Origin of the sequence: Kribbella sp. NPDC049174, assembly GCF_043197365.1 — a bacterium.
Taxonomy (GTDB): domain Bacteria; phylum Actinomycetota; class Actinomycetes; order Propionibacteriales; family Kribbellaceae; genus Kribbella.
In genome coordinates this window covers 462,801-488,430 of record NZ_JBICSZ010000006.1, presented here as the reverse complement: position 1 = coordinate 488,430, position 25,630 = coordinate 462,801, and the positions used below count along the sequence as shown (strand labels likewise).

Genomic DNA, 25,630 nt, shown 5'->3' with positions numbered 1-25,630 from the left:
GGTTCGTCGCATGAGTGTGGCGGTGCGGGCTGTGGGGTTGTGGAAGCGGTACGGCGGCGGGTCGACGCAGGTGGACGCGTTGGCCGAGGTGAGTGCCGACTTCGGTCAGGGCCGGTTCACCGCGATCATGGGCCCGTCGGGCTCCGGGAAGTCGACGTTGCTGCACTGTCTGGCCGGGCTGGACAAGCCGAGTGACGGGCAGGTGTTCTTCGGCGACCTGGACATCACCCGGTTGCCGGAGAAGCAGTTGACCCACCTGCGCCGCGACCGGATCGGGTTCGTCTTCCAGGCGTTCAACCTGGTCCCGACCCTCACCGCGCTGGAGAACATCACGCTCCCGCTCGACCTGGCCGGCCGCACACCGGACCGGGAGTGGCTCGACACCGTCATCGACACGATCGGCCTGAAGGATCGGCTCGGCCACAAGCCTTCCGAGCTCTCCGGCGGCCAGCAACAGCGCGTCGCCAGCGCCCGCGCTCTCGTCTCCCGGCCCGATGTGGTGTTCGCCGACGAACCCACCGGCAACCTCGACTCGCGATCGTCCGCCGACGTGCTCTCCTTCCTGCACCGCTCCGTCCGCGACTTCGGCCAGACCGTCGTGATGGTCACCCACGACCCGACCGCCGCGTCGTACGCCGACCGCGTGCTCTTCCTCGCCGACGGCAGGCTGCGCTCCGAGCTGCTCGACCCGACGGCCGAGACCGTGCTCGACACGATGAAGCAGCTCGACGCGGCTGCGGCAGCGGCGGGCTGATGCTCAGGCTCGGCCTCCGGTCGGTCCTCGCGCACCGGCTGCGGTTCGTCCTGTGCACGGTCGCGGTGCTGCTCGGGATCGCGTTCGTCGGCGGCGCGCTGGTCTTCACCGACACCCTCTCGGCCGCGTTGAAGAAGAACTTCTCCAGCAGTACGGCGGATATCACCGTGACGCCGGTCGACCCGGTCGGCGTCCGATCCGGCCGGCCCGCGACCTTCACCTCGGACGTGGTCGAGCGCATCGCCGCCGTACCCGGTGTGGCCGGTGCCAACCCGGAGCTGCTGGTCAGTGACGTACAGATCCTTGCTCCGGATGGGAAGCCGAGCGAGACCTACGGGTTGGCGACGTACGGCGGCGCGTGGCCGCGGGATGTCCGCACGGCGCCGTTCCGCCTCCTCGACGGGAAGCCGCCATGGGGTGAGTCCGAGCTGGCCATCGACCAGTCGACCGCGACGCGCGAGGGGTACGTCGTCGGCGACCAGGTCCGCGTGGTCACGGCGACCAAGGCCGTCACCGCCGAACTCACCGCGATCACCACGCCGACCGTCTCCGGGGTGGCGGCCGGCGCACCGCTGGTCACCTTCGATCCGGCGACCGCCCAGCGACTCCTCCTCGGCGAACCCGGCTGGACCTCGGTCGGCGTCGCCCTCACGCCCGGGTCCGCCCCTGGCGCGGTCAGCCAGGCGATCGCCAAGACGATCGGTGACACCGTGACGGTCCGCACAGCCGCGCAGGTCGCCGCCGACGGCGAGAATGCGCTCGACGACGCGTTCGGCGGCTACAGCACGGTGCTGATGCTGTTCGCCGGGCTCGCGCTGTTCGTTGGCGCGTTCCTGATCGTCAACACGTTCTCGATGCTCGTCGCACAGCGATCCCGTGAGCTGGCCATGCTCCGCGCGATCGGCGCCTCGCGCGGGCAGGTCACCGGCACGGTTCTCGTCGAGGCACTGGTGATCGGCGCCGTCGGCTCCACCCTCGGTCTGCTGCTCGGCATCGGTGTCGCCGCGGGCATCCGATTCCTCTACCAGTGGGTCGACCTCGCCATCCCCAATGCGTCGCTCCAGATCGGCGCCGGCACGGTCATCGCCTGCTACCTGATCGGGATTGGCGTCACGGTCGCCGCGGCGTACCCGGCGGCCCGGCGCGCTGGGAAGCTCCCGCCGATGGCCGCGCTGCGCGACGACGTCGCCCTGCCCGAGCGGTCCATGCTGATCCGGCTGCTCATCGGCGGGTTCATGCTGCTGATGGCGGTGGTCCTGTACCTGATCGGATCGCAGTCCCGTGGCCTGACCGGAGCCGTCCTCCTGGTTTTCGCCGCCGCGATCACGCTGCTGGGCGTCATCATGACCAGTCCACTGGTCAGCCGGTACGCCGTCCGCGGCCTGATGTGGCCGTTCGGTCGCACGGCGCCGGTGACCCTGGGCCGCCGGAACGCCGAGCGCAATCCACGGCGGACGTCGGCGACCGCGTCCGCACTGATGATCTCCGTCGCCCTAATTAGCGGCCTGATCGTGATCGCCGCCTCGGCCAAGGCGTCGATCGAGCAGAACATCACCGAGGCGATCGGTACGTCGGAACTCGTCGTCAGCTCCGACGATCCGACCTCGTTCAGCCCGCAGGTCGCCGACCGGATCGCGAAGGTCGCCGGGATCCAGTCCGTCCATCGAGTCCGCCAGCAGCAGGCCAAGGTCGGCGACACCACGGTCCAGGTCAGCGGGGTCAGCGACGGCACGCTCGACGGCCCGATCACGGCGAAGCTCGAGTCCGGGTCCCTCGACGGACTCGGCAAGGGTCAGGCGCTGCTCCCCCGCACGATGGCCAAGACCCTCAACCTCTCGGCCGGCGCGACGTTCGACGTGACCACGACCACCGGCAAGCACCGCCTCACCGTCGCCGGCATCCTCGCCCCGAACCGCCAGCTCAACGCGATCGTCCTCTCGCTGCCGACGTACGACGCGATCGGCGGCGCCCCGACCGATTCGCTGCTGTACGTCGAGGTTGCCCAGAGCACCGGTGCGGCACAGGCCGGGCAGGCGATCCTCAGCGAGCTGAAGGACTACCCGACGATCCGGGTCCGCGACCAGGAGGCGTACGTCGCCGAGGCGCGCGGACCGGTCAACGTGGCCCTCGGCGTGGTCGGGATGCTGCTCGCGCTGGCAATCCTGATCGCGATCCTGGGCATCGTGAACACCCTCGCCCTTGCAGTGGTCGAACGGACCCGCGAGATCGGTCTGCTCCGGGCGATCGGGATGGACCGGCCGCAGCTGAGCCGAATGCTGCGCGTCGAGTCCATCGCGATCTCCCTGCTCGGCGCGTTGCTCGGGCTGGTGATCGGTGTCGTGTTCGCGGTGTCGGTGCAGAGGGTGATGGTCGACAACGGTCTGAGTGTGCTCGACCTCCCGGTGCTGCAGTTGCTGGTCGCCGTACTGCTCGCTGGTGTTGTCGGCGTGCTGGCGGCGGTCTGGCCATCACGCCGCGCCGCGCGCTTGGATGTCCTGCAAGCAATCGCCACAGAGTAAAGCCACAGGCCGCATTCACAGATAGCCTGCGGGTGTGCCGGGCACCGTGCAGTCCATCGAGCGGGCTGCCGCTGTGCTGCGATTACTGGCGGCCGCACCCAACGGGTTGGGGGTCGCCGACCTGAGCAACGCACTCGGCCTCGCGAAGACGACCGTGCACGGGATCCTGCGGACCTTGCACCAGGTCGGTTTCGTCGAGCAGGACCACAGCGGCGCGCACTATCACCTGAGCGACGCCTTCGGCCGGCTCGGTGAGACCTACCTCGATCCCAACGAACTGCGCAGCCGCGCGATCAACTGGGCCGACTCACTCGCCTCCCGCAGCGGCGAGGTCGTCCGCGTCGGCCGCCTGGTCGAGGGCAAGGTCGTGGTGGTCCACCACGTCTTCCGGCCCGACGACAGCGACCAGGACCTCGACGTGGGTACGACGCTGCCGGCACACGCGTGCGCACTCGGCAAGGCCGTGCTGGCCTTCGACACCAGCGAAGCCGCCCGCCCGCAGAAGCTGGAGGCGTACACGACCAGAACGATCGTCGACCCGGCCCGGCTGGCCGAGGAGCTCGCGGCGGTCCGGGCCAAGGGCTGGGCCGGAGAGTTCGAGGAGTACACCGTCGAGATCGCCAGTATCGCGGCGCCGATCCGGGGGCTCGGCGGACTCGTCGTCGGTGCGGTCGGGATGACCGGCCGGATCGAGCGCATCTGCGACAGCCGGCTGCGCCATCGCCCGGACCTGATCAGCATGGTCCGGGCCACTGCCGAAGCCATCGGTCGCGACCTGCGGGAGGACAGCTGATGCTTCGACGGGGGGTGGAGACATGGCTGAGCAGTACGTAGCGGCAGTCGACCAGGGGACCAACTCGAGCCGGTGCATCCTGTTCGACCGGCGGGGCCGGTTGGTCTCGGTGGCCCAGCGGGAGCATCCACAGCTGTTCCCGCGGCCGGGCTGGGTCGAACACGACGCGACAGAGATCTGGCGGAACGTGACCCGGGTGGTCCCGGCCGCGGTCCGGCAGATCGGCGCCGATCCGTCCCAGGTCGTTGCCATCGGCATCGCCAACCAGCGGGAGACCAGCCTGCTCTGGGACCGCCGGACCGGCCAGCCGATCGGCCACGCGGTGGTCTGGCAGGACACCCGGACCGACCGCCTGGTGACCGAGCTGGCCGGCGACGAGGGACCGGACCGGTTCGCGGATCTGTGTGGTCTGCCGCTGACGACATACTTCTCCGCGCCGAGAATCCGCTGGATGCTCGACCACACCCCCGGTCTGCGAGCGCGCGCCGAACGCGGCGAGGTCCTGTTCGGCACCATGGAGACCTGGCTGATCTGGAACTTCACCGGCGGCGTGAACGGCGGTCTGCACGTCACCGACGTGACGAACGCCAGCCGGACGATGCTGATGAACATCGAGACGCTGGAGTGGGACGACACGCTGTTGCAAGCGTTCGATGTACCGCGGGCGATCCTGCCGGAGATCCGCCCGTCGTCCGGCGTGTTCGGGACCGCCACCGAGGTGCTGCCCGGCGTAAGGATCGGGGCCGCGCTCGGGGATCAGCAGGCCGCGCTGTTCGGGCAGACCTGCTTCAGTGCGGGTGAGGCGAAGTGCACCTACGGCACCGGCTCGTTCCTGCTGCTGCACACCGGCCACGAGATCGTCCGGTCGAAGCACGGCATGCTCACCACCGTCGCGTACCAGATCGGCGACGAGCCGGCGTCGTACGCGCTGGAAGGCTCGATGGCGGTGACCGGGTCGCTGGTGCAGTGGTTCCGCGACGGGCTCGGGCTGATCCACACCGCGGCCGAGATCGAGACGCTCGCGCGGACGGTCGAGGACAACGGCGGCGCGTACATCGTGCCCGCGTTCTCCGGGCTGTTCGCGCCGCACTGGCGCAGTGAGGCGCGCGGAGTCATCGCCGGACTGACCGGCTACATCACCAAGGGCCATCTGGCCCGCGCCGTCCTGGAGGCGACCGGGTTCCAGACCCTCGAAGTGGTCGACGCGATGAATGCCGACTCCGGAATCGCGCTGACCGCACTGAAGGTCGACGGCGGAATGACGGCGAACAACCTGCTGATGCAATTCATCGCCGATCTGCTCGATGTCCGGGTGGTCCGCCCGATGGTGACCGAGACGGTGTCCCTGGGTGCCGCGTACGCGGCCGGTCTGGCGGTCGGCTACTGGCCGGATCTGGAGGGGCTGCGGAGCAACTGGCACCGGGCCGGCCAGTGGCTGCCGCACATGGACCCGGGCCGGCGCGCGACCGAGTACGAGAACTGGAAGGCCGCCGTCCAGCGGACGTTCAACTGGATCCGCCCGGAGGAATAGCGCGCCTCTACACTGCACCCCATGGGACGACGGCCGACCGTGTACGACGTTGCCGCGCGCGCCGGTGTCTCGACCGCAACCGTGTCCTTCTCGTTCAGCCAGCCGGACCGGGTGAAGCAGTCCACCCGCGAGCTCGTCCTCGCCACCGCTGCCGCGATCGGCTACGTACCGAGCGCGAGCGCCCGCGGCCTGGCCACCGGCTCAGCCGGAGCGCTCGGGCTCTACTCCTTCGACTACCAATTGGACACCTCTGCCGAGGAGACCGACCTCCGGCACTTCCCGATGTACGTCGACGAGGTCCAGCGCGGCGTACAACTCGAGTGCCGTCGCCGCGGCTACGCCTTGATGCTCGGAGCCGGTCACAAGGAAGGCCAACTGCCGGCCGTGATCGACATCGCGGGTCGCGTCGACGGGCTGATCGCGTTCGCCGGGTCGGCGCCGGCCGAGGCGATCATCCAGGCCTCGAAGCGGATCCCGGTCGTCGAGCTCGGCAGCAGTATCGCCGGCGAGGACGTGCACACCGTCCCGGTCGACAACCGCACCGGGATGACCGAGCTCACCGCGCACCTCCTGCGGACACACGGCTTCCGCCGCTTCGTCTACCTCGGCACGACCACGCTGCCCGAGTTCACCTCGCGGTACGACGGTTTCGCGGCCGCGCTGACCGGGGCCGGCCGGCCCGTGCCCGACCCGGTCCTCAGCCACCCCGGCGACGACGCAAGCACGAACAGCTCCGTCGAGAGGTGCCTCGACGACCTGCCGGACGTGTTCGTCTGCTCGACCGACCAGGAAGCTCTCGTGGCGATCGACACGTTGGTTGCCGCGGGCATCGACGTACCCGGGGACGTGGCGGTGACCGGTTTCGACGGGACGTTGGCCGGTCGCTTCGCGACGCCGCGGCTCACCACGGTCCGGCAGCCGATGGAGCAGATCGGGCGCATCGCCGTACAGATCCTGACCGGTCTGCTGAACGACTCCCCCGCCGAACTGACCGGACCGCTCCCGGCGCCTTTCGTACTCGGCGAAAGCTGCGGCTGCTAGTCAGTGATGGGCGCGGCGTGGGCTTCCTCGAAGCCGGCCGCGGCCAGGCGGTCGAGGGTCTGCTGAAGGACGGCGGTGTCCTCCAACGTGCGGACCTCGGTGATCTTGCCCCACTTCATCCGCAGGAACTGGTGTACGACGTTCTGGTAGCGGGAGCCGTCCGCGACACCGACGTCGACGGTGACGGCGGTCGCGACCCGGGTGTCCCACGGCCAGCCCGCGACCAGCACGTCCTGCACGTCGAACCGGGTGTTGGGTAACAGCCGGAAGCACCGCTCCCACCACCGCCGCAACGCGTCATGGGTGTGCCGCTCTCCGGACAGCGCGTGGTCGCCGTAGAACCGGTACGTGAAAGTCGGCGCCATCCCGGCGACCATCGCCTCCCAGTTGCCGGCCGTGATCTCGGCGAACGCCTTGCGCACCTGCGTCGCGACGAACCGGTGGTACATGCCTCGCTCCCCTCTGCCCGGTGAACCTCCACCCTAGGGATAGTGAGTTCAATGACGCAACTGACTACGATGGTGACATGCGGAACACCAGCTTCGCCTCGATGCACTGCTCACTCGCCCAGTCGCTGGAGATCATCGGCGACTGGTGGACCCCGCTCGTGCTGCGTGACCTGTATCTCGGCCTCGACCGGTTCGACCAGCTCGTCACCGATCTCGGGATCTCCCGCAATCTGCTCACCGATCGGCTTGGCACGCTGATGGACGGCGGGCTCGTCGCGCGGACGCCGTACCAGGAGAATCCGGTCCGGTATGCCTACGAGCTGACCGAGGCCGGCCGCGAGCTGGTGCCGATCCTGCTCGCCCTCACCGCCTGGGGCGACCGGCACGCGACCCCGCCGGCGGGTCAGCCGATCCGCTTCACCCACGACACCTGCGGAAAGGTGACCACGGCAACTGTCTGCTGCTCGGAATGCGGCGGGCCACTCGACGCCGCAGACGTCACTCCATCCCCCGGCCCAGGCGGTCGAACTGCCCCTGGGACGGCGCTGGTCGCCACCGTCCTCGCAACAGCTGAACACTGATCACGAGGGTCCACAGCCAGTAGAGCGCGTACGGGATCAGCCAGATCGGGCCCGTCCAGAACGCGCGGCCGACGAGGAATCCGACAGCGGCCACCAGGGCCACCCAGCCGAGCCAGACCGGCAAGGCGCGCGACGAGACGATGATCCAGCCCGCGGCGAAGAGGAAGCTGGCCAGCGCGAGCCACGCGTTCGCGAAGCCGAGGTTACCGTCGTCGTACGCGAGCCGGGCGATCTGCGGATCCAGGCCCTCGTCGCCCCGGAAGCCGGCGAGATCCCAACCAGGCCGCATCACCAGGATCAGGAAGGCAAGGCCCGACCCGAGTGCCACGACCGAGCGCCAGGGCGGTGTGCCTTCGGCGGCCCGGAGCACCGCCCAGAACCCGGCGAAGAACCACAACAGCGCCAGTGTGGCGATCAGCCCGAGGTACGAGCCGATCGGGTAGAGCGTGTCGTTCCGAGTCTCGAAGAAGCCCAGGATCTCCTGGCCGGGCGCATCGAACGCCGGCTCGCCCCCACCTGCCTGCACGAGCGCCTGACTGACGGCCACCAGGACGAAGCCCGCCAGGCCGGCGATCCCGGTCGCGACGGACATCGTCCGCCACTGCCCGTTTGTTGCTTCCGCCCCCATCTGTCCTCCCCTGGCTCACCCACTTCCGAGTAAGCCACGGGAGGACTCGAGCGTCCAGAGGTCAGGCCGGGGACACGATGTCGGGGGCCGCCAGCCGGACCTTGTCGGCGGACTCGTCGTCGGGCTGGTCCTGCGAGTCACGCTCGGACTGGACCCGGCGAACGTAGAAGGACACCTCGCGCTCGATCGTCGCCTCGTTCCAGCCGAGGATCGGGGCCACCAGTCGCGCCGCGGCCTCGGCGGCGCCGACCCCGCGGTCCCAGGCCTCGATCGAGATCCGGGTCCGGCGGGCCAGGATGTCGTCGAGATGGCGAGCACCCTCGGCCTTGGCGCCGTACACGATCTCGGCCTTCAGGTAGTCCTGGGTGCCGGGCAGTTGCTCACCCAGCGACGGGTCCTCCTCGACGAGTTGCAGGACTTCGTGGATCAGCGCGCCGTACCGGTTCAGCAGGTGCTCGATCCGGGCGACGTGCAGGCCGGAGCGCTGGGCGATCAGGTGCCGCTGGTTCCAGAGCGCGTGATAGCCGTCGGCGCCGACCAGCGGGATGTCCTCGGTGGTGCACTTCGGCACCCGCCCGTCGAGCGCGTTGGCGACCGCGTCGATCGCGTCCTTGGCCATCACCCGGTACGTCGTGTACTTGCCACCGGCAACCACCACGAGCCCCGGCGCGGCGTGCGCGACGACGTGCTCGCGGGACAGCTTCGACGTACTCTCCGACTCGCCGGCCAGCAGCGGGCGCAGACCGGCGAACACGCCCTCGACGTCCTCACGGGTCAGCGGAGTGGTCAGGACCGCGTTGACGTGGTCCAACAGGTACTCGATGTCCTTGCTGGTCGCGGCCGGGTGCGCCTTGTCCAGGTTCCATTCGGTGTCCGTGGTGCCGATCAGCCAGTGCCGGCCCCACGGGATGATGAACAGCACGGACTTCTCGGTCCGCAGGATCATCCCGGTGCTGGACTGGATCCGGTCCTTCGGGACGACGAGGTGGATCCCCTTCGACGCGCGGACGTGGTACTGACCCCGCTCGCCCACCATCGCCTGGGTGTCGTCGGTCCACACCCCGGTCGCGTTGACGACCTGCTTGGCCCGGACCTCGAACTCCCGACCGCTCTCGAGGTCCTTCGCCTGCACCCCGGTCACCCGCTCGCCCTGCCGCAGGAAACCGGTGACCTTGACCCGGTTCGCGACATGAGCGCCGTACGACGCCGCCGTCCGGGCGAGCTCCATCGTGTGCCGGGCGTCGTCGACCTGAGCGTCGTAGTACTGGATCGCGCCGACCAGGGCCGACTTCTTCAGGCTCGGCACCAGCCGCATCGCGCCGCGCCGGGTCAGGTGCCGGTGGATCGGGAGTCCGGCGCCGTGCCCGGAGCTGACCGCCATGCCGTCGTACAGGGCGACACCGGCGCCGGCGTAGAACCGCTCCCACCAGCGGTGCTGGAGCGGGTAGAGGAACGGCACCGGCTTCACCAGGTGTGGTGCCAGGCGTTGCAGGAGCAGCCCGCGCTCCTGCAACGCCTCGTGCACCAATCGGAAGTCGAGCATCTCCAGGTAGCGCAGACCACCGTGCATCAACTTGCTGGACCGGCTGGAGGTGCCGCTCGCGAAGTCGCGCGCCTCCAGCAGTCCGGTGGTCAGGCCCCGGGTCGCGGCGTCGAGGGCCGAGCCGGTGCCGACCACCCCGCCACCGATCACCAGGACGTCCAGTTCCCGTCCGTCGGCCATCGCGTCGATGGCCTCGGTCCTCGCTTGCGGTGACAGAGCCACTGCGCCCACTGTGTCTTTCCTTCCGAACTCGTTACTCGTCAACTATTCGACGTCGACCCAGTCGAGGGTCCGCTGGACGGCCTTCTGCCACCCGGCGTACCCCTGGGCCCGCTGCTCGTCGTTCCACTGCGGCTCCCACCGCTTGGCCTCGTTCCAGTTCTGCACCAGCTCGTCCTTGTTCTTCCAGAACCCGACGGCCAGGCCGGCCGCGTACGCCGCCCCCAGTGCGGTGGTCTCCGCGACGACCGGCTTGCTCACCGAGACGCCGAGGATGTCGGCCTGCATCTGCATGCAGAGCTCGTTCGCGGTGACACCACCGTCCACCTTGAGGACCTCGAGCTTGACCCCGGAGTCCTTCTCCATCGCGTCGGCGACGTCCTTGCTCTGGTAGCAGATCGCTTCCAGTGTTGCGCGGGCCAGGTGAGCGTTGGTGTTGAACCGGGACAACCCGACGATCGCGCCGCGGGCGTCGGACCGCCAGTACGGCGCGAACAGGCCGGAGAACGCGGGCACGAAGTACACCCCGCCGTTGTCCGCGACCTGCCGGGCCAGCGTCTCGGTCTCGCTCGCACCGGAGATGATGCCGAGCTGGTCCCGCAGCCACTGGACCGCCGAACCGGTCACCGCGATCGAACCCTCGAGCGCGTAGACCGGCGCCTCGTCGCCGAACTTGTAGCACATGGTGCTGAGCAGGCCGGCCTTCGACCGGACCAGCTCGGTACCGGTGTTCAGCAGCATGAAGTTGCCGGTGCCGTAGGTGTTCTTGGCCTCGCCCGGGTTGAAGCAGACCTGACCGACGGTCGCGGCCTGCTGGTCGCCGAGGTCGCCGGTCAGCGGCACCACGCCGCCGATCGGTCCGTTGGCCAGCGTCTCGCCGTACTTGTTCGGGTCCGACGACGGCCGGATCTCCGGCAGCATCTGCCGCGGGATGTTGAAGAACGAGATCAGCTCGTCGTCCCAGTCGAGCGTCTCCAGGTTCATCAGCATCGTCCGGCTGGCGTTCGTCACGTCGGTGACGTGCACACCACCGTCCACGCCACCGGTCAGGTTCCACAGCAGCCAGGTGTCGGTGTTGCCGAAGACGGCGTCACCGGCTTCGGCCGCCGCACGGACCCCGTCGACGTTCTCCAGGATCCACTGCACCTTGCCGGCCGAGAAGTACGTCGCCGGCGGCAGGCCGGCCTTCTGCCGGATCACGTCACCCTTGCCCTCGCGTTCGAGGGCGGACGCGATCCGGTCGGTCCGGGTGTCCTGCCAGACGATCGCGTTGTAGTACGGCCGCCCGGTCTTGCGGTTCCAGACCACCGCCGTCTCGCGCTGGTTGGTGATGCCGAGCGCCGCCAGGTCACTGGCCTGCAGACCCTCGGAGTTCATCGCGGTCCGGATCACCGAACTGGTCCGCTCCCAGATCTCCACCGGGTTGTGCTCGACCCAGCCGGCCTGCGGCAGGATCTGTTCGTGCTCCAACTGGTGGATGCCCACCTCGTTGCCGGAGTGGTCGAAGATCATGAAGCGGGTGCTCGTGGTGCCCTGGTCGACGGCACCAACGAAGTCAGCCATGGAAAGTCCTCTCCTCACACTGCGCTGTGGTGCGGTGGATCATGCTGTCGTCTCCTCCTCGGGGACCCGGCCCGGCTCCTCGTCCTCGTCACCGACCGGCAGGTTCCGGCCGACGAGCAGGTCGTAGAGCAACGCGCCGATGAGCGCCCCGATGATCGGTCCCACGATCGGGACCCAGAAATAGGGATCGCCGAACTGGTCCTTGAATGCTCCCCCGTATCCGGTCAGGTAGGACGCGAGCCGCGGCCCGAAGTCACGCGCCGGGTTGATCGCGTACCCCGCCAGAGTTCCCCAGGCCATCCCGATCCCGACGACCAGCAGGCCGATCATGAACGGGCCGAGGTTCGCCATGGGAGCGGTGTTACGCAGGTCGACGATGGCCAGGATGACCATCATGAGGATCGCCGTACCGATGATCTGGTCCAGGAATCCGCCCCACATGCCGACCCCGAGCTCCACCGAGCCGTTGCCCGGCAGGGTGGAGAACACGCCCTGACTCTTGATGGTCAGGCCGGGGTCGAACTTCTGCAGGACCTCGGAGTAGTTCCAGCGGACCACCAGCGCCGCCGCGAACGCACCGAGGAACTGTGCACCGATGTAGGGCAGCACCTTCCGCCAGGCGAACCCGCGGAAGGCCGCCAGCGCGATGGTCACCGCGGGATTGATGTGGGCACCGCTGACCCGGGCCGACACGTAGACGCCCATGGTCACACCGATACCCCAGGCCCATGCGATCGAGTCGTGATCTCCGATCCCCCCGGCCACCACTTGAGCCACCACGCCCACACCGAACAGGATCAGGATGAACGTGCCGGCGAACTCGGCGGAGCACTCCCCCAGGAGGGTTCTTGCTTTGACCGCTTCGGTCGTAGCCATGCCTAGCCTCCCTTCCACGCCGTGACGACCACGGCTGGCTGGAATCTAAGAGCGATCGCGAGGCGGCACAACGCTCGTCGTTCGACATTGTCGAACGCCACTCAACCCGCTCCCGGCTGCGACACTCAGTGAGCTCACGACAGCGAGTAGATACCACCCGGCCCGCCGACCGTGGCGTGCAGTCCAGGCTCTCCGGAAGCCACCGGCAGGGCGACCTCCAGCGCCTCCAGGACGGCGGAAACCCGGTCAGGCCGAGGGTACGTCGCCCCGAACCCGAGCAACTCGACCGACGGCAGTCCCGACCCGGCCGGATGCCGGCTCGTCCCCCAGTCGATCAGGAACGGCACGATCCCGTCGTACGGCGCCGGATGCCTCGTCGCCAGCCGCCAGCTCAGCACCTCGCCCGCCGGCGTGGTCCGGCTCATCGGCAGGATCGGCCCGAGATCCGCCCCCGCTGCCTTGGCCACGGCCACCGCGGCCTCGATGTCGTCCGGCCGGACCGCCCAGGTGAGCAACCGGTCCCCCTCGAGCTCGTCGATCCCGAACGGCGCCGGCCCGGACCCCGGCCGCTCCACATCCGGCCCGATGATCTCGAGGTACGACGAGGGCCCCAACCCCACCAGATAGTTCCGGGTCCCCCGCCCGTCATGCCGCCCACCCTCAACCGGCTCCACCCCGGTCGCGACAGCGAACCGCTCCACAGCCGCCGCGAGGTCCCGAGTGGCAATGACAAGATGATCCAGCATCGAAGCCATACGCCCGACCCTAGAACGCCGCACCCAACTGTCGGGGACAGTGGGCGCGATCGGGTCAGCTGGGGTCGGTGTCTGGGCTCGGGGCCGGAGCGACTGGCTTGTCGGAGGGTTGGTTCTCCGGGAAGTGGCAGGCGGTCTGGTGGCCGGGGGCCAGCTGCAGGAGGGGTGGCTCGGTGGTCTTGCAGATGTCCTGGGCCTTCCAGCAGCGGGTGTGGAAGCGGCAGGCGGGCGGCGGGTTGATCGGGCTGGGGACGTCGCCCTGCAGCCGGATGCGGTCCTGCTTGGCCTTGCGCTTGGTGTCCGGAACCGGGACCGCCGAGAGCAGCGCCACCGTGTACGGGTGCATCGGGTTCTCGTACAGGTCGACCCGCTCGGCCAGCTCGACGATCTTGCCCAGGTACATCACCGCGACCCGGTCCGAGACGTGCCGGACGACGGACAGGTCGTGAGCGATCATCACGTAGGTCAGGTCGAACTCGCTCTGCAGGTCCTCGAGCAGGTTGACTACCTGCGCCTGGATCGACACGTCCAGCGCGGACACCGGCTCGTCGGCGACGATCAGCTTCGGCCGGAGCGCGAGCGTCCGGGCGATACCGATCCGCTGCCGCTGACCGCCGGAGAACTCGTGCGGGTAGCGGTTGTAGTGCTCCGGGCTCAGGCCGACCAGCTCGAGCAGTTCCTGCACGGACTTCTTCGTGCCCTGCTCGGTCTTCACGTTCTGCAGCTTGTACGGCGCCCCGACGATCTTGCCGACCGTGTGCCGCGGGTTCAGCGAACCGTACGGGTCCTGGAAGATCATCTGGACGTCACGCCGCAGCGGACGCATCTTGCCCTCGCTGAGGTGGCTGATGTCCCGGCCCTCGAAGACGATCTGGCCCTCGGTCGGTTCCAGCAGCCGGGTGAGCAGCCGACCGGTGGTCGTCTTGCCGCAGCCGGACTCCCCCACCAGCGACAACGTCTCGCCGCGGGTCACGTGGAAGGTCAGCCCGTCAACAGCCTGGACGGCGCCGGTCTGGCGCTGCAGCAGGCCCTTGCGGATCGGGAAGTGCTTCACCAGGTTGGTGACCGAGAGAAGTTCCTCGCCGAGCTTGGGCTCGACAACCCCCGGGACGGCGGTGGAATCGGTGTTCGCAGTTGTCACAGTCGTCGTCCCGTTCACAGCTTCGGCTTGATGTCGGTCTCCCACGCTTTCTTGCGCTCTTCCGGGGAGAGGTGGCACGCGACCAGGTGGCCGTCGCCGATGTCCAGCAACTCGGGCGACTCGGTCTCGCTGGCGCCGCCGTTCAGGTGTGCGTAGTTGCAGCGCGGGTTGAACGCGCAGCCCTGCGGCACGTGGATCAGGCTCGGCGGCGTGCCCTTGATCGGGATCAGCCGGTCGCTGCGCTCCCGGTCGATCCGCGGCATCGACCCGAGCAGACCCCAGGTGTACGGGTGCTGCGGCCGGTCGAAGATGCCCTCCGCGGACGAGTACTCGATGGCACGACCGGCGTACATCACCTGGATGTCGTCGGCCAGTTCGGCGACCACGCCGAGGTCGTGGGTGATGATGATGACGGCGGAGTTGAACTCGCGCTGCAGGTCCCGGATCAGGTCCAGGATCTGCGCCTGCACGGTCACGTCGAGCGCGGTGGTCGGCTCGTCCGCGATCAGCAGGTCGGGGTCGCAGGACAGCGCCATCGCGATCATCGCGCGCTGCCGCATCCCGCCGGAGAACTGGTGCGGGTAGGCGTCCACGCGCTTGTCCGGCTGCGGGATGCCGACCCGGTCGAGCATCTCGATCGCGTGCTTGCGCGCGACCTGCTTGCTCACCTGGTTGTGCACCCGGTATGCCTCGATGATCTGGTGCCCGACGGTGTAGAACGGGTGCATCGCCGACAGCGGGTCCTGGAAGATCATCGCCATCCGCTTGCCGCGCAGCCGGCGCACCTCCTCCCGGCTGGACGAGATCAGGTCCTGCCCGTCGAGGAAGATCTCACCGGAGATCTTGGCCACGCCCGGTGGGTGCAGGCCCATGATCGACAGGCTCGTCACACTCTTGCCGGAGCCGGACTCCCCCACGATGCCGAGGGTCCTGCCGCGCTCGAGCTTGAACGAGATCCCGTCGACCGACTTCACCACGCCGTCGTCGGTCGGGAAGTGCACCTTGAGGTCGCGGACGTCGAGGAAAGCCTCGCCGCGATCGATCCGCTGGACGGTGTCCTGCCGCTCCTGGATGTCTTGGGGTTCGGTCACGAGATCCGCACTCTCGGGTCGACGACGGCGTACAGGAGATCGACGATCAGGTTCGCCAGCACGATGAAGAACGCGGCGATGAGTGTCACGCCGAGCACCTTGGGCAGGTCGTTCGCCCGCAGCGCGATGACGGCGTACTGGCCGATGCCCGGCAGCGAGAACGTCGTCTCGGTCAGGATCGCACCGCCCAGCAACAGTCCCAGGTCGAGACCGAAGATGGTCAGGATCGGCGTCAGCGCGGACCGCAGGCCGTGTCTCATCACCACGTCCCGCTCGGCCAGTCCCTTGGACCGGGCGGTACGGACGAAGTCCTCGTTCATCGTCTCGAGCATGCCGGCCCGGGTGAGCCGTGCGTACGCCGCGGCGTACAGGAACGCGAGCGTCGTCCACGGGAGGATCAGGTCGTAGGCCCACTCGAGTGGGTTCGACGCGTCCATCGGGTTCGTACCGCCCTGCGCGGTCCACCCGAGGGCGTAACTGAAGATCGACAGCGACAGCAGGCCGGTGAAGAAGATCGGCAGCGACACACCGGCCAGCGCCACTGACATGAGTGATCGGTCCAACACCGACCCGCGTTTGAGCGCCGAGACGATACCGGTGCCGACGCCGGTGATGAGCCAGATGACGGCCGCGCCGAAGGCCAGCGACGCGGTCACCGGTAGTCGGTCGACCAGATCCGGCCAGACCGGCTGCTGGTTCAGGAACGAGTAGCCGAAGCAGGGCGCCGGGCAGTGCTCGGTCGCCGGGCCGTAGTTGTACTCCTGCCCGACGAACAGGCCCTTCACGAAGCGGCCGTACTGCACGTAGAGGGGGTCGGTGAAGCCGAGCCTGACTGCGGTCTCATGGATCTGCTCCGCGCCCGCACTCTTGCCGACGTAGCGGGACGCAAGGTCGTCGGCGGACGCGCCGGCGAGCTTGGGGACCATGAAGAAGATCGAGAACGTGACGGCCGTGACGATGAAGAGCAGAACCACTGCTCCGATCACCCGGCGGACCAGATATGCGAACACCGTGCTCGGCGTGGGTGGCCGGTGATCCTGCGATCACCGGCCACCCTCAGCCTTCACCTACCTCTGCTGGTGATTGTTGGTCAGGACGGCGGACGACTACTTCAGGCCGATACCGGCGTAGTCGTACATGTTCTGACTGTCGCTCACGTACACGTTGGCCAGAGTGTCCGGACGGTACAGCAGGCCCTTGGCCCAGATGCCCGGCAGTACGGCGGCCTGCTCCATGACCTTCTTGTCGACGTCGACCCAGAGCTTCTCGCGGGCCGCCTTGTCGGTCTCCTTCAGCGCCTGGTCGATCAGCTGGTCGACCTCGGGGATCCGGACACCCAGGTTGGTGTTACCACCGGTGGCCCGGATGACGCGGCTGTCCACGATCTGGCTCAGGAAGCCGAAGCCGTCCGGCCAGTCAGCACCCCAGCTGTAGACGATCATGCCCAGGCCGTTGGCCTTGGCGTAGTCCGGCTTGCCGGCGTACAGCTTGGTGTAGTCACCGGTCGGGAAGCCCTTCGGGGTCAGGTTGATGCCGACCCGCTTCAGCGACTGCTGCAGCGACTCCGCGACCGCCTTCTCCTTCGGCCGGTCCGCCCGGTAGGCGATGTTGGTGCTGAAGCCGGTCGGCATACCGCACGCCGTGAGGGCTTCCTTCGCCTTGTCGACGTTACCGTTCTTGTCCTGCTCGAAGCCGTAGTCGTCGAACTTCTGCGAGCCGGTGACGAGCGGCGGCATCAGGTTCGTGGCGATGTCGCCACCGATCGGGCCGCCGTACGCGCGCTGGTAACCCTCGTGGTCGGCGGCGTACAGGATCGCCTTGCGGCAGTCGATGTTGTCCAGCGGCTTGACCTCGCTGTTGAACACGGTGAAGTTCAGTCGCGGGGCCGGAACGTTGTCGGCGTGCGACTTCAGCTGCGGGTTCGCCAGGATCTTGGCCTGGGTCTCGGCCAGCACACCGGTTCCGGCGATGTCGACGTCGAGGTCACCGGCCTGCAGCCGGTTGTCGATGTCGGGGCCGTTCACGTTGAACGCGACGGTGATCTTGTCCGGCAGCGCCTTGCGGCCCGAGTTCGGGTCGGTGGCCGGGTCGTACTGATCGTTGCGGACCAGCGCCATGCCCTTGTTCGGGTCGTTGCTCTCGAACTTGTAGGGGCCGGTCGAGATCGGGTGCAGCTTGTACTTCGCACCGGTGTCCTTCGCCTGCGGAACCGGTGCGGTGGCCGGCAGCTGGGCGAAGTAGTCGAAGCCGGAGAACGGCTTGTTCAGGTTGAAGACGATGGTGTAGTCGTCCGGCGTCTGGATCGCCTTGGCGAGGCCGGCCATCGTCGGGTCCTTGTAGACGCTGTAACCCGCCGGCACGTCCAGCAGGAAGTCGTTGAAGTACGTCGGACCGCTCGGCAGGGTCGCCTTGTCCAGGGACCGGGCCACGGCGTACTTGACGTCCTTGGCCTTGACCTCGGTGCCGTCCTCGAACTTGACGCCCTTGCGGATCTTGTAGGTCCACGTCTTCGCGTCGTTGCTCGGCACACCGGCGGCCTCGGCGAGGTCCGGAACGACCTCCGCGCCCTCCTTGCCGGGTGCGGACTTGAACACCATCAGCGGCCGGACATAGTTGCGCACCAGGTTCCAGGACAGGCCGTAGTACGTGTCACCGGGATCCTGGGAGTCCCAGTTCTCGGTGATGGCCATCCGGAGCGTGCCACCCTTTTTGTCGCTCGGGCTGTAGATGCCCTTGACGGCCGCGTCGAACTCGGCAGTCGTCGTACCCGTGCCGCCGCCCGAATCTCCGGAGCCGCTGTCACCGCCCCCGCAAGCCACCAGGCTCAAGGCGACGGCCGCACTGACGGCTGTAGCCGTCGTGATGCGATTCCATCTCATCTGTTGTTGCACCCCTTTTTTTGTGAGAGCCAGGGCTCCCTGGTTGGAGAGAAGACCTATCGCGAGCGGGGGTCGAGGGCGTCCCGTAGCCCGTCGCCGAACAGGTTGAAGGCCAGCACCGTGATGAAGATGGCCAACCCGGGCGGAACCATGTAGAGCGGCTCGACCTGATACCAGTTCGCCGCGATCGACAGCATGTCGCCCCAGCTGGCGGCCGGCGGCCGCACACCTACGCCCAGGTACGACAGACCCGCCTCGAACAGCACGTTGGTCGGGATCAGCAGCGTCGCGTACACCAGGATCGGCGCGATCAGGTTCGGCAGCAGCTCGGTGAACAGGATGTACGGGCGCCGGGCGCCGAGGCTGCGGGCGGCGTCGACGAACTCCCGCTCCCGCAGTGACAGCGTCTGACCGCGGATGATCCGGCCGATGTAGGGCCAGCTGAAGAAGCCGATGATGAAGACGATCAGCGCCACCCGCAGCGCGTTACCGCTCAGTCCGAACATCTTGTCCGGCAACGCACCGACCAGCGCCAGCGCGAACAGCACCAGCGGGAAGGCCAGGAAGATGTCCATCAAGCGGCTGATCAGCGTGTCCACCCAGCCGCCGAAGTACCCGGCGACGATCCCCGCCACGGTGCCGATGACGACCGACAGCAGGGTGGCCAGGAACGCGATCAGCAGCGAGATCCGCGCGCCGTACACGATTCGGGCGAAGATGTCGCGGCCGTTCACCGGCTCGACCCCGAACGGGTGGTCCCAGCTGATCCCGTTCCACTTCCCGATCGGCGTCTGCAGCGACGGGTCGACCAGGTCCTGGTGAAAGTCGTTCGGCGTGACGCCGACGAGCTTGCAGATCAGCGGTGCGAAGATCGCGACCAGGATCAGGAAGACCACGAAGACCCCGCCGGCGATCGCGACCTTGTCGCGCTTCAGCCGGATCCAGGAGATCTGCCACAGCGACCGGCCTTCGATCTTGCGGACACCTGCGAGCACGGCCTCCGGCTCAGCTGCCGACGAACCCGGCTCGACCTCGAGTGGCGCTGTCACGCGGTGGGTTCCCCCTGACTCATTCGGTTGAACCGGAACGAAATCCGGTATGGCTGCCGCCTTAACCTGCCGCCATTACACGCCGGAGTCAAACGCGGAAAGTGCTGCGTTGCCCGATCGTGACCGTCAGGAAATCGTCCCGTATCGTGGACATTCGGCAGTAAACCACGGCGCGGTACCCACGGTCGCCACGGCTTCGCCAACCGTTACTGTCATGGCATATTTGTGTCACGCCGGTGATTACAGACGGAGGCCGGACAGGTACAGGAACGACAGCGGATTCAGCGCCGTTTCGACGTTCTCCAGGTTCTTCCCGGCGACCACCGTGAACCGTCCCTGCCAGCTCGGGACCACCGGAGCGTCCGTGGCGAGCACTCCCTGTAGCTGACCCAGCAGTTCGTCGCGTTCCAGACCGTTCTGCTCGGTCGTCTCCTGCTCCAGCAGTGCCGCGGCGGCCGCCGACCGGTAGCCGTTGTTGAACACAGCACCGGTCCGGACGAACGGCGCCAGATAGTCGTCCGCGTCCGGGTACTCCGGGATCCAGCCACCGTGATAGAGGTCGTATGCCCCGGCCCGGGTCGCCTGCTGGTACTGCGGCCACTCCGCGCTCCGCAGGGTCACCTTGAACAGCCCCGAGGCTTCAAGCTGCCGCTTCAGCTCGAGCACCTCGTTCTTCGCGCCGGTGCCGTACTGCGCCGGAGTCCAGCCGACCGTCAGCGGCACCGGTACGGCGATCCCCGCCTGCCTGAGGATCGCGGCGGCCGCGGCCTTGCTCGGGTCCTTGTACTCCGTCTTGAACGCGTCGACCTGCCCGCCGAACCCGGGCGGGACCACCGAGTACAGCGGCGTCACGTGGTCGCCGTACGCCTTCTTCACGATCGCCGGGCGGTCGATCAGCTGCGCGACGGCTCGTCGTACGGCGGGTTTGCGCGCGGTCAGCGACTTCATCTGGAACGCGAAGAAGCGGATCGCAGCGTAGTCCGACTCGACCACCTGCACCTGGTCGGACTTGCGCAGCTTGTCCAGCATGCTCGGGCCGAACCCGTGGAACGCCAGATCAGCCTTGTCGGTCGTGATCGCCTGGTAAAGCGCGGTCGAGTCCTTCAGCAGCGTGATCTCGATCCCGTCGTTCCGCGGCCCGCGCGGTCCCTTGTAGGCGTCGAAGCGGGTCAGCGTGATCCCGGCCCCCGGCCGGTACGCCGCCAGTTGGTACGGGCCGCTGCCCATCGCCTTGGTGTCGAGCAGCTTGTTCGGCGGGTAGAACTCCTGGTCGACGATCGAGCCGGCGGTCGTGGTGAGCAGGTACGGCAACCGCGCGTCCGGGCGCTTCAGGTTGAACACGGCGGTGAGGTCGTCCGGCGTACTCACCGAGGTCAGCGAGGAGAACAGCGCGGCCGGCCCGTTCGGGGTCTTCAGCCGCAGCATCCGCTCGAAGCTGAACTTCACGTCCGACGAGGTCAACTCGTGCCCGTTCGGGAACTTCAGCCCTTCCTTCAGGCTGCACGTGTACGTCGTCGGCGAGTCGAACTGGCAGTCCGCGGCGTCCGGCACCGGGGTCGGTTTGCCGGGCATGATCGTGAGCAGCGTCTGGTACAGGTTCGCCTGGACCGTCCGCGAGCCGACGTCGTACGGGCCGGCCGGGTCCAGCGAGCTGACGGTGTCGGTCGTCACGACCCGCACCATCATCGCCTTCGGCGTCTCGCTGCCCTGGTGCGGCGCGTTGTCGTCCGGCTCGCCACACCCGGCCAACGCCAGCACGAGCGCGGCCGTCACCGCGACCCGGCCCCACGACACGATCACCATCTCACCCTTCCCCAGCCCTCTATACCGCAAGTAACTGCCCCCGAGGGCACCAAGTGACGGTAGCGCTTCAGCGGAGCAAGTTGCGCAGTGACTCCGGGGTGAGCGGTTCGAGCGAGTCGACCACGAGCCGCCGCGGCGCCTCCGGAATCGTCACCCACTGCGGTACGGCGACTACGTAGGCGCCGGCCGCCGTACCGGAGTCGGTCCCGGTGTTCGAGTCCTCGATGACCACGCAGTGCGCCGGGTCCACACCCAGCTTCGCCGCCGCGGTCAGGTACGGCTCGGGGTGCGGTTTGCCGTGTGTCACCTCGTCGCCGGCGACGATCACGTCGAACGGGTCCGGCGGCAGATGCGTGAGCACCGCGTCGATCATCACCCGGTACGAGGCCGACACCAGGGCGCAGGGCACGTCGGCCTTGCGCAATGCCTGCAGCAACTCGACCGCACCCGGCCGGAACTCGACCTCGCGTCGCAGCGCCTCGACAACGGCGCCGAACATCCGCTCGGCCAGCTCCTCGTCGGTGATCACGCCGTCGGGGATCCGCGCCATCCAGACCTTCACCGCGTCCCGCAGATCGCTGCCGACGAGCAGCATGCAGTCGTCGAGGGTCCACGTCGCGCCGAGTGAGGCGAGCAGCTCGATCTGCACCTCCGCCCAGACCTTCTCGGAGTCGACCAACGTCCCGTCCATGTCCCAAAGCACTGCCTGAAGGGTCATGCTCGTCCTCGCTTCGCTCCGGGCGCGCATGCCCCAGGGGTGCTCTGCTTGATGATGAGCTCGCTTCGCTCGCTCATGAAGCGTTGAAGTACTTCGCTTCAGGGTGGTGAACCACCAAGGCGTCGGTGGACTGTTCCGGGTGCAACTGCAACTCCTCCGATAGGTGTACGCCGATCCGTTCCGGCTCGAGCAACCGCACCAGTTTCTCGCGGTCCTCCAAGTCAGGACATGCCGGGTACCCGAACGAGTACCGCGAGCCCCGGTACGCCTGGTCCCGCAGCATCCCGTCCAGGTCGCCGTCGTCACCGCCGAAACCGAGCTCGTCGCGGACCCGCGCATGCCAGTACTCCGCCAACGCCTCCGTCAGCTGCACCGACAACCCGTGCAGCTCCAGGTAGTCGCGGTACGCGTTCCGTGCGAACAGCTCACCGGTCACCTCGGCCACCTTCGGCCCCATCGTGACCAGGTGGAACGCAACCACATCCAGCTCACCGGACTCCTTCGGCCGGAAGAAGTCCGCCAGACACAGGAACCGGTCGCGCCGCTGCCGCGGGAACTCGAACCGGTGCAGCTCGGCGTGATCCGCGGGATCGAGGACGACGAGCGCGTTCCCCTCCGAGTAGCACGGCCAGTACCCGTAGACGACAGCCGCCTCCATGATCCCCTCGGTCAGGATCCGGTCCATCCACAACCGCAGCCGCGGCCGCCCCTCGGTCTCGACGAGTTCGTCGTACGACGGACCGTCGGCGCCCCGGGTGGCCCGGAGTCCCCATTGGCCGAGGAAGGTGGCGCGCTCGTCCAGGTAGCCGGCGTAGTCCGCGAGCGGAATGCCGCGCACGATCCGCGAGCCCCAGAACGGCGGCGCCGGTACGACGTTGTCCACGGCAACATCCGACCGGGCCGGCACCTCGTCGAGCGGCCGGTCCAGCACCCGGGTCGCCGACCGCACCCGGCGCTCGCGACGCTCGGGCAGCGCGGCCCCCGGCACCCCTCGCTTCACGGCCATCGCGGCATCCATCAACCGCAGTCCCTCGAAGGCATCCCGCGCGTACCGGACCTCGCCCTCGAACAGGTTGCCGAGATCCTGTTCGACGTACGCGCGGGTGAGTGCGGCACCACCGAGCAGGACCGGCCAGCGCTTGGCCAGGCCGCGCTGATTCAGCTCCTCGAGGTTCTCCTTCATCACCACAGTCGACTTCACCAGCAGGCCGGACATGCCGATCACGTCGGCCCGGTGCTCCTCGGCCGCCTCGAGGATGGCGTTCACCGGCTGCTTGATGCCGAGGTTGACCACGCTGTAGCCGTTGTTGGTCAGGATGATGTCGACCAGGTTCTTGCCGATGTCGTGCACATCGCCCTTGACCGTGGCCAGCACGATCGTGCCCTTGCCGACATCGGAGTCTTCGCTGTGCTTTTCAATGTGCGGCTCGAGGTAACTGACGCACGTCTTCATCACCTCGGCCGACTGCAGCACGAACGGCAGCTGCATCTGGCCGGAGCCGAACAGCTCGCCGACCACTTTCATCCCGGCCAGCAGGTCGTCGTTGATGATCTCGAGTGCGGTCTTGGCGCCCAGCGCCTCGTCCAGATCGCCCTCGACGCCGTTGCGCTCGCCGTCGATGATCCGCTGCTTCAGCCGAGCGGCCAGCGGCAGCGCGGCCAGCTCCTCCAGCTTGCTCGCCTTCAGGTCCGACGCCTTCACGTCCGCGAACAACTCCAGCAGCCGCTGCAACGGGTCGTACCCGTCCCGCCGCCGGTCGTAGATCAGGTCGAGCGCCGCCCCGCGCTGGTCGTCCGGGATCTTCGCGACCGGCATGATCCGGCTCGCGTGCACGATCGCCGAGTCCAGTCCGGCCTGCACACACTCGTGCAGGAAGACCGAGTTCAGCACGTGCCGCGCCGCCGGGTTGAGCCCGAACGAGATGTTCGACAGGCCGAGCACGGTCTGTACGTCGGGCCGGCGCTCCTTCAACGCGCGGATCGCCTCGATCGTCTCGATCCCGTCCCGCCGCGACTCCTCCTGCCCAGTCGCCAGCGTGAACGTCAGGCAGTCGATCAGGACGTCGTGCCCGGCGATCCCGTAGTCGCGCTCCAACGTCTCCAGCAGCCGCTCCGCGATCGCCACCTTCTTGTCGGCGGTCCGCGCCTGCCCTTCCTCGTCGATGGTCAGCGCGACGACGGCAGCGCCGTACTCCTGGGCCAGTCCGGCGATCCGCGCGAACCGGGAGTCCGGTGCCTCGCCGTCCTCGAAGTTCACCGAGTTCAGCGCACACCGCCCGCCGAGCAGGTCGAGGCCGGCCTGCAGTACGGCGGGCTCGGTCGAGTCGAGCACGATCGGCAGCGTCGACGCGGTGGCGAGCCGGCCGGCGATCTCCTTCATGTCGGCGACGCCGTCCCGGCCGACGTAGTCGACACACAGGTCGAGCAGGTGCGCGCCGTCCCGGATCTGGGCCCGCGCGATCTCGACGCAGCCCTCCCAGTCCTCGGCCAGCATCGCCTCGCGGAACGCCTTCGACCCGTTCGCGTTCGTCCGCTCCCCGATCGAGAGGTACGACGTGTCCTGCCGGAACGGGACGTGTTGGTACAGGCTCGACACACCCGCCTCGGGCTGCGGATCGCGCTGTCGCACCGGGCGGCCGCCGACCCGCTCGACCACCTGACGCAGGTGCTCGGGCGTCGTACCGCAGCAGCCGCCGACCAGGGACAGGCCGTAGCTGTCGACGAAGGTCTCGTGCGCGTCGGCCAACTCTGAAGGGGTGAGCGGGTAGAACGCGCCGTCGGCGGTCAGTTGCGGGAGGCCCGCGTTCGGCATGCAGGTGAGTGGGATGGTCGAGTGCTTGGAGAGGTAGCGGAGGTGCTCGCTCATCTCCTTCGGACCGGTCGCGCAGTTCAGCCCGATCAGGTCGATGCCGAGTGGTTCGAGTGCGGTCAGGGCGGCGCCGATCTCGGAGCCGAGCAGCATTGTCCCGGTCGTCTCGACTGTCACCGAGACGATCACCGGGATGGTCGAACCGGCGGTGTCGAGCGCCTTGCGGGCACCGATCACGCTGGCCTTCGTCTGCAACAGGTCCTGGGTGGTCTCGACCAGGATCGCGTCCGCTCCCCCGTCGATCAGTCCGCGCGCGGTTTCGGCGTAGGCGTCCCGCAAGATCGTGAAGGTGGTGTGCCCGAGGGTCGGCAGCTTGGTGCCCGGGCCGACGCTGCCGAGCACGAACCGCGGGTGGCCGGATGTCGACGCCGCGTCCGCCGCCTCCCGGGCCAGCCGGGCGCCGGCCTCGCTCAGCTCGTAGATCCGGTCGGCGATGCCGTACTCCCCCAGGTTGGCGAAGTTCGCGCCGAAGGTGTTCGTCTCGACGCAGTCGACACCGACGTCGAAGTACGCCGCGTGGATCTCCCGGACCACGTCCGGCCGGGTCAGGTTGAGGATCTCGTTGCAGCCCTCGTGTCCCTCGAACTCGTCCAATGACAGGTCGTACGACTGCAGCATCGTGCCCATCGCCCCGTCGGCCACCACCACGCGCTCGGCCAGCACGCGGCGCAGATCGGGTCGGCCGGCTCTGGACACGGAACCTCCAGCGATCGGGGCCTGACCGGGGCGGTGGGGCGGGCCAGGCTGGGTATGGACACCGATCTCACATCGTAGTCGGGCCGGAAGACCGGGTCCCGACACTTTCCGCTGGACGTGAAACCCGGCGCA

At 68.2% G+C, this 25,630-nt stretch carries 20 protein-coding genes; 6 read left to right on the top strand and 14 right to left on the bottom strand.

What is annotated here, in order from left to right; all coding sequences use genetic code 11:
• Nucleotides 1–10 precede the first annotated feature (10 nt).
• Genes ACGFIF_RS29665 through ACGFIF_RS29645 form a run of 5 tightly spaced genes read left to right on the top strand, consistent with a single transcriptional unit; the run spans nt 11 to nt 6,638 of the window.
• A complete protein-coding gene (locus ACGFIF_RS29665; protein ID WP_393158994.1) occupies nt 11–754 on the top strand; it encodes an ABC transporter ATP-binding protein in 744 nt (247 codons plus the stop codon).
• Entirely contained in the window at nt 754–3,273 is a 2,520-nt protein-coding gene (locus tag ACGFIF_RS29660; protein ID WP_393158992.1) for an ABC transporter permease, read from the top strand. Before ACGFIF_RS29665 ends, ACGFIF_RS29660 begins: the two co-directional genes overlap by 1 nt.
• A gap of 34 nt (nt 3,274–3,307) precedes the next feature.
• The gene (locus tag ACGFIF_RS29655; protein ID WP_393158990.1) at nt 3,308–4,066 is read left to right on the top strand and encodes an IclR family transcriptional regulator; all 759 of its coding nucleotides are present in this window, start codon (nt 3,308–3,310) and stop codon (nt 4,064–4,066) included.
• 22 nt (nt 4,067–4,088) lie between these two features.
• The gene (gene glpK, locus ACGFIF_RS29650; protein ID WP_393158988.1) at nt 4,089–5,597 is read left to right on the top strand and encodes a glycerol kinase GlpK; all 1,509 of its coding nucleotides are present in this window, start codon (nt 4,089–4,091) and stop codon (nt 5,595–5,597) included.
• A gap of 21 nt (nt 5,598–5,618) precedes the next feature.
• On the top strand, nt 5,619–6,638 hold the full coding sequence (locus ACGFIF_RS29645) for a LacI family DNA-binding transcriptional regulator (RefSeq protein WP_393158986.1): 1,020 nt from the start codon (nt 5,619–5,621) through the stop codon (nt 6,636–6,638).
• Here the strand turns inward: ACGFIF_RS29645 and ACGFIF_RS29640 are convergent.
• Nucleotides 6,635–7,087 carry a nuclear transport factor 2 family protein gene (locus ACGFIF_RS29640; protein ID WP_393158985.1) on the bottom strand — a complete coding sequence of 151 codons (453 nt, stop codon included), beginning with the start codon at nt 7,085–7,087 and terminating at the stop codon, nt 6,635–6,637. The genes ACGFIF_RS29645 and ACGFIF_RS29640 overlap by 4 nt on opposite strands.
• A gap of 77 nt (nt 7,088–7,164) precedes the next feature.
• Between ACGFIF_RS29640 and ACGFIF_RS29635 the strand changes: the two genes are divergently transcribed.
• On the top strand, nt 7,165–7,668 hold the full coding sequence (locus tag ACGFIF_RS29635; RefSeq protein ID WP_393158984.1) for a winged helix-turn-helix transcriptional regulator: 504 nt from the start codon (nt 7,165–7,167) through the stop codon (nt 7,666–7,668).
• Here ACGFIF_RS29635 and ACGFIF_RS29630 read toward each other — a convergent pair.
• From ACGFIF_RS29630 to metH, 13 genes are all read right to left on the bottom strand, one after another.
• Nucleotides 7,586–8,296 carry a hypothetical protein gene (locus ACGFIF_RS29630; protein ID WP_393158982.1) on the bottom strand — a complete coding sequence of 237 codons (711 nt, stop codon included), beginning with the start codon at nt 8,294–8,296 and terminating at the stop codon, nt 7,586–7,588. The genes ACGFIF_RS29635 and ACGFIF_RS29630 overlap by 83 nt on opposite strands.
• 61 nt (nt 8,297–8,357) lie before the next feature.
• A complete protein-coding gene (locus tag ACGFIF_RS29625) occupies nt 8,358–10,070 on the bottom strand; it encodes a glycerol-3-phosphate dehydrogenase/oxidase (RefSeq protein WP_393158980.1) in 1,713 nt (570 codons plus the stop codon).
• 33 nt (nt 10,071–10,103) lie between these two features.
• Nucleotides 10,104–11,621: a glycerol kinase GlpK gene (gene glpK / locus ACGFIF_RS29620; RefSeq protein WP_393158979.1), complete on the bottom strand. Its 1,518-nt coding sequence runs from the start codon at nt 11,619–11,621 to the stop codon at nt 10,104–10,106.
• 39 nt (nt 11,622–11,660) lie between these two features.
• Nucleotides 11,661–12,497 (bottom strand): MIP/aquaporin family protein, encoded by an 837-nt coding sequence (locus ACGFIF_RS29615; RefSeq protein WP_393158978.1) that lies wholly within the window; start codon nt 12,495–12,497, stop codon nt 11,661–11,663.
• A 134-nt stretch (nt 12,498–12,631) separates the two neighbouring features.
• The gene (locus tag ACGFIF_RS29610) at nt 12,632–13,252 is read right to left on the bottom strand and encodes a VOC family protein (RefSeq protein WP_393158977.1); all 621 of its coding nucleotides are present in this window, start codon (nt 13,250–13,252) and stop codon (nt 12,632–12,634) included.
• A gap of 55 nt (nt 13,253–13,307) precedes the next feature.
• A complete protein-coding gene (locus ACGFIF_RS29605) occupies nt 13,308–14,393 on the bottom strand; it encodes an ABC transporter ATP-binding protein (RefSeq protein ID WP_393158976.1) in 1,086 nt (361 codons plus the stop codon).
• A gap of 14 nt (nt 14,394–14,407) precedes the next feature.
• Nucleotides 14,408–15,436 (bottom strand): ABC transporter ATP-binding protein, encoded by a 1,029-nt coding sequence (locus ACGFIF_RS29600; RefSeq protein WP_393159019.1) that lies wholly within the window; start codon nt 15,434–15,436, stop codon nt 14,408–14,410.
• A gap of 44 nt (nt 15,437–15,480) precedes the next feature.
• The gene (locus tag ACGFIF_RS29595; protein WP_393158974.1) at nt 15,481–16,494 is read right to left on the bottom strand and encodes an ABC transporter permease; all 1,014 of its coding nucleotides are present in this window, start codon (nt 16,492–16,494) and stop codon (nt 15,481–15,483) included.
• A gap of 96 nt (nt 16,495–16,590) precedes the next feature.
• On the bottom strand, nt 16,591–18,363 hold the full coding sequence (locus ACGFIF_RS29590; protein WP_393158972.1) for an ABC transporter substrate-binding protein: 1,773 nt from the start codon (nt 18,361–18,363) through the stop codon (nt 16,591–16,593).
• A 56-nt stretch (nt 18,364–18,419) separates the two neighbouring features.
• The gene (locus ACGFIF_RS29585) at nt 18,420–19,412 is read right to left on the bottom strand and encodes an ABC transporter permease (RefSeq protein ID WP_393158971.1); all 993 of its coding nucleotides are present in this window, start codon (nt 19,410–19,412) and stop codon (nt 18,420–18,422) included.
• A 240-nt stretch (nt 19,413–19,652) separates the two neighbouring features.
• Entirely contained in the window at nt 19,653–21,215 is a 1,563-nt protein-coding gene (locus tag ACGFIF_RS29580; protein WP_393158969.1) for an ABC transporter substrate-binding protein, read from the bottom strand.
• Nucleotides 21,216–21,282: 67 nt separating this feature from the next.
• Nucleotides 21,283–21,933: an HAD family hydrolase gene (locus ACGFIF_RS29575; protein WP_393158967.1), complete on the bottom strand. Its 651-nt coding sequence runs from the start codon at nt 21,931–21,933 to the stop codon at nt 21,283–21,285.
• Between the two features lie 73 nt (nt 21,934–22,006).
• Nucleotides 22,007–25,498 (bottom strand): methionine synthase, encoded by a 3,492-nt coding sequence (gene metH / locus ACGFIF_RS29570; RefSeq protein WP_393158965.1) that lies wholly within the window; start codon nt 25,496–25,498, stop codon nt 22,007–22,009.
• Between the last annotated feature and the right edge of the window lie 132 nt (nt 25,499–25,630).

Excerpts from the sequence above, each read along its gene's own strand:
- ACGFIF_RS29630 (WP_393158982.1), bottom strand. The coding sequence starts at position 8,296 with ATGGGGGCGGAAGCAACAAACGGGCAGTGGCGGACGATGTCCGTCGCG.
- ACGFIF_RS29635 (WP_393158984.1), top strand. The coding sequence starts at position 7,165 with ATGCGGAACACCAGCTTCGCCTCGATGCACTGCTCACTCGCCCAGTCG.
- ACGFIF_RS29645 (WP_393158986.1), top strand. The coding sequence starts at position 5,619 with ATGGGACGACGGCCGACCGTGTACGACGTTGCCGCGCGCGCCGGTGTC.
- ACGFIF_RS29580 (WP_393158969.1), bottom strand. The coding sequence starts at position 21,215 with ATGGTGATCGTGTCGTGGGGCCGGGTCGCGGTGACGGCCGCGCTCGTG.
- ACGFIF_RS29610 (WP_393158977.1), bottom strand. The coding sequence starts at position 13,252 with ATGGCTTCGATGCTGGATCATCTTGTCATTGCCACTCGGGACCTCGCG.
- ACGFIF_RS29575 (WP_393158967.1), bottom strand. The coding sequence starts at position 21,933 with ATGACCCTTCAGGCAGTGCTTTGGGACATGGACGGGACGTTGGTCGAC.
- glpK (WP_393158988.1), top strand. The coding sequence starts at position 4,089 with ATGGCTGAGCAGTACGTAGCGGCAGTCGACCAGGGGACCAACTCGAGC.
- ACGFIF_RS29665 (WP_393158994.1), top strand. The coding sequence starts at position 11 with ATGAGTGTGGCGGTGCGGGCTGTGGGGTTGTGGAAGCGGTACGGCGGC.
- glpK (WP_393158979.1), bottom strand. The coding sequence starts at position 11,621 with ATGGCTGACTTCGTTGGTGCCGTCGACCAGGGCACCACGAGCACCCGC.
- ACGFIF_RS29615 (WP_393158978.1), bottom strand. The coding sequence starts at position 12,497 with ATGGCTACGACCGAAGCGGTCAAAGCAAGAACCCTCCTGGGGGAGTGC.
- ACGFIF_RS29660 (WP_393158992.1), top strand. The coding sequence starts at position 754 with ATGCTCAGGCTCGGCCTCCGGTCGGTCCTCGCGCACCGGCTGCGGTTC.
- ACGFIF_RS29590 (WP_393158972.1), bottom strand. The coding sequence starts at position 18,363 with ATGAGATGGAATCGCATCACGACGGCTACAGCCGTCAGTGCGGCCGTC.
- ACGFIF_RS29640 (WP_393158985.1), bottom strand. The coding sequence starts at position 7,087 with ATGTACCACCGGTTCGTCGCGACGCAGGTGCGCAAGGCGTTCGCCGAG.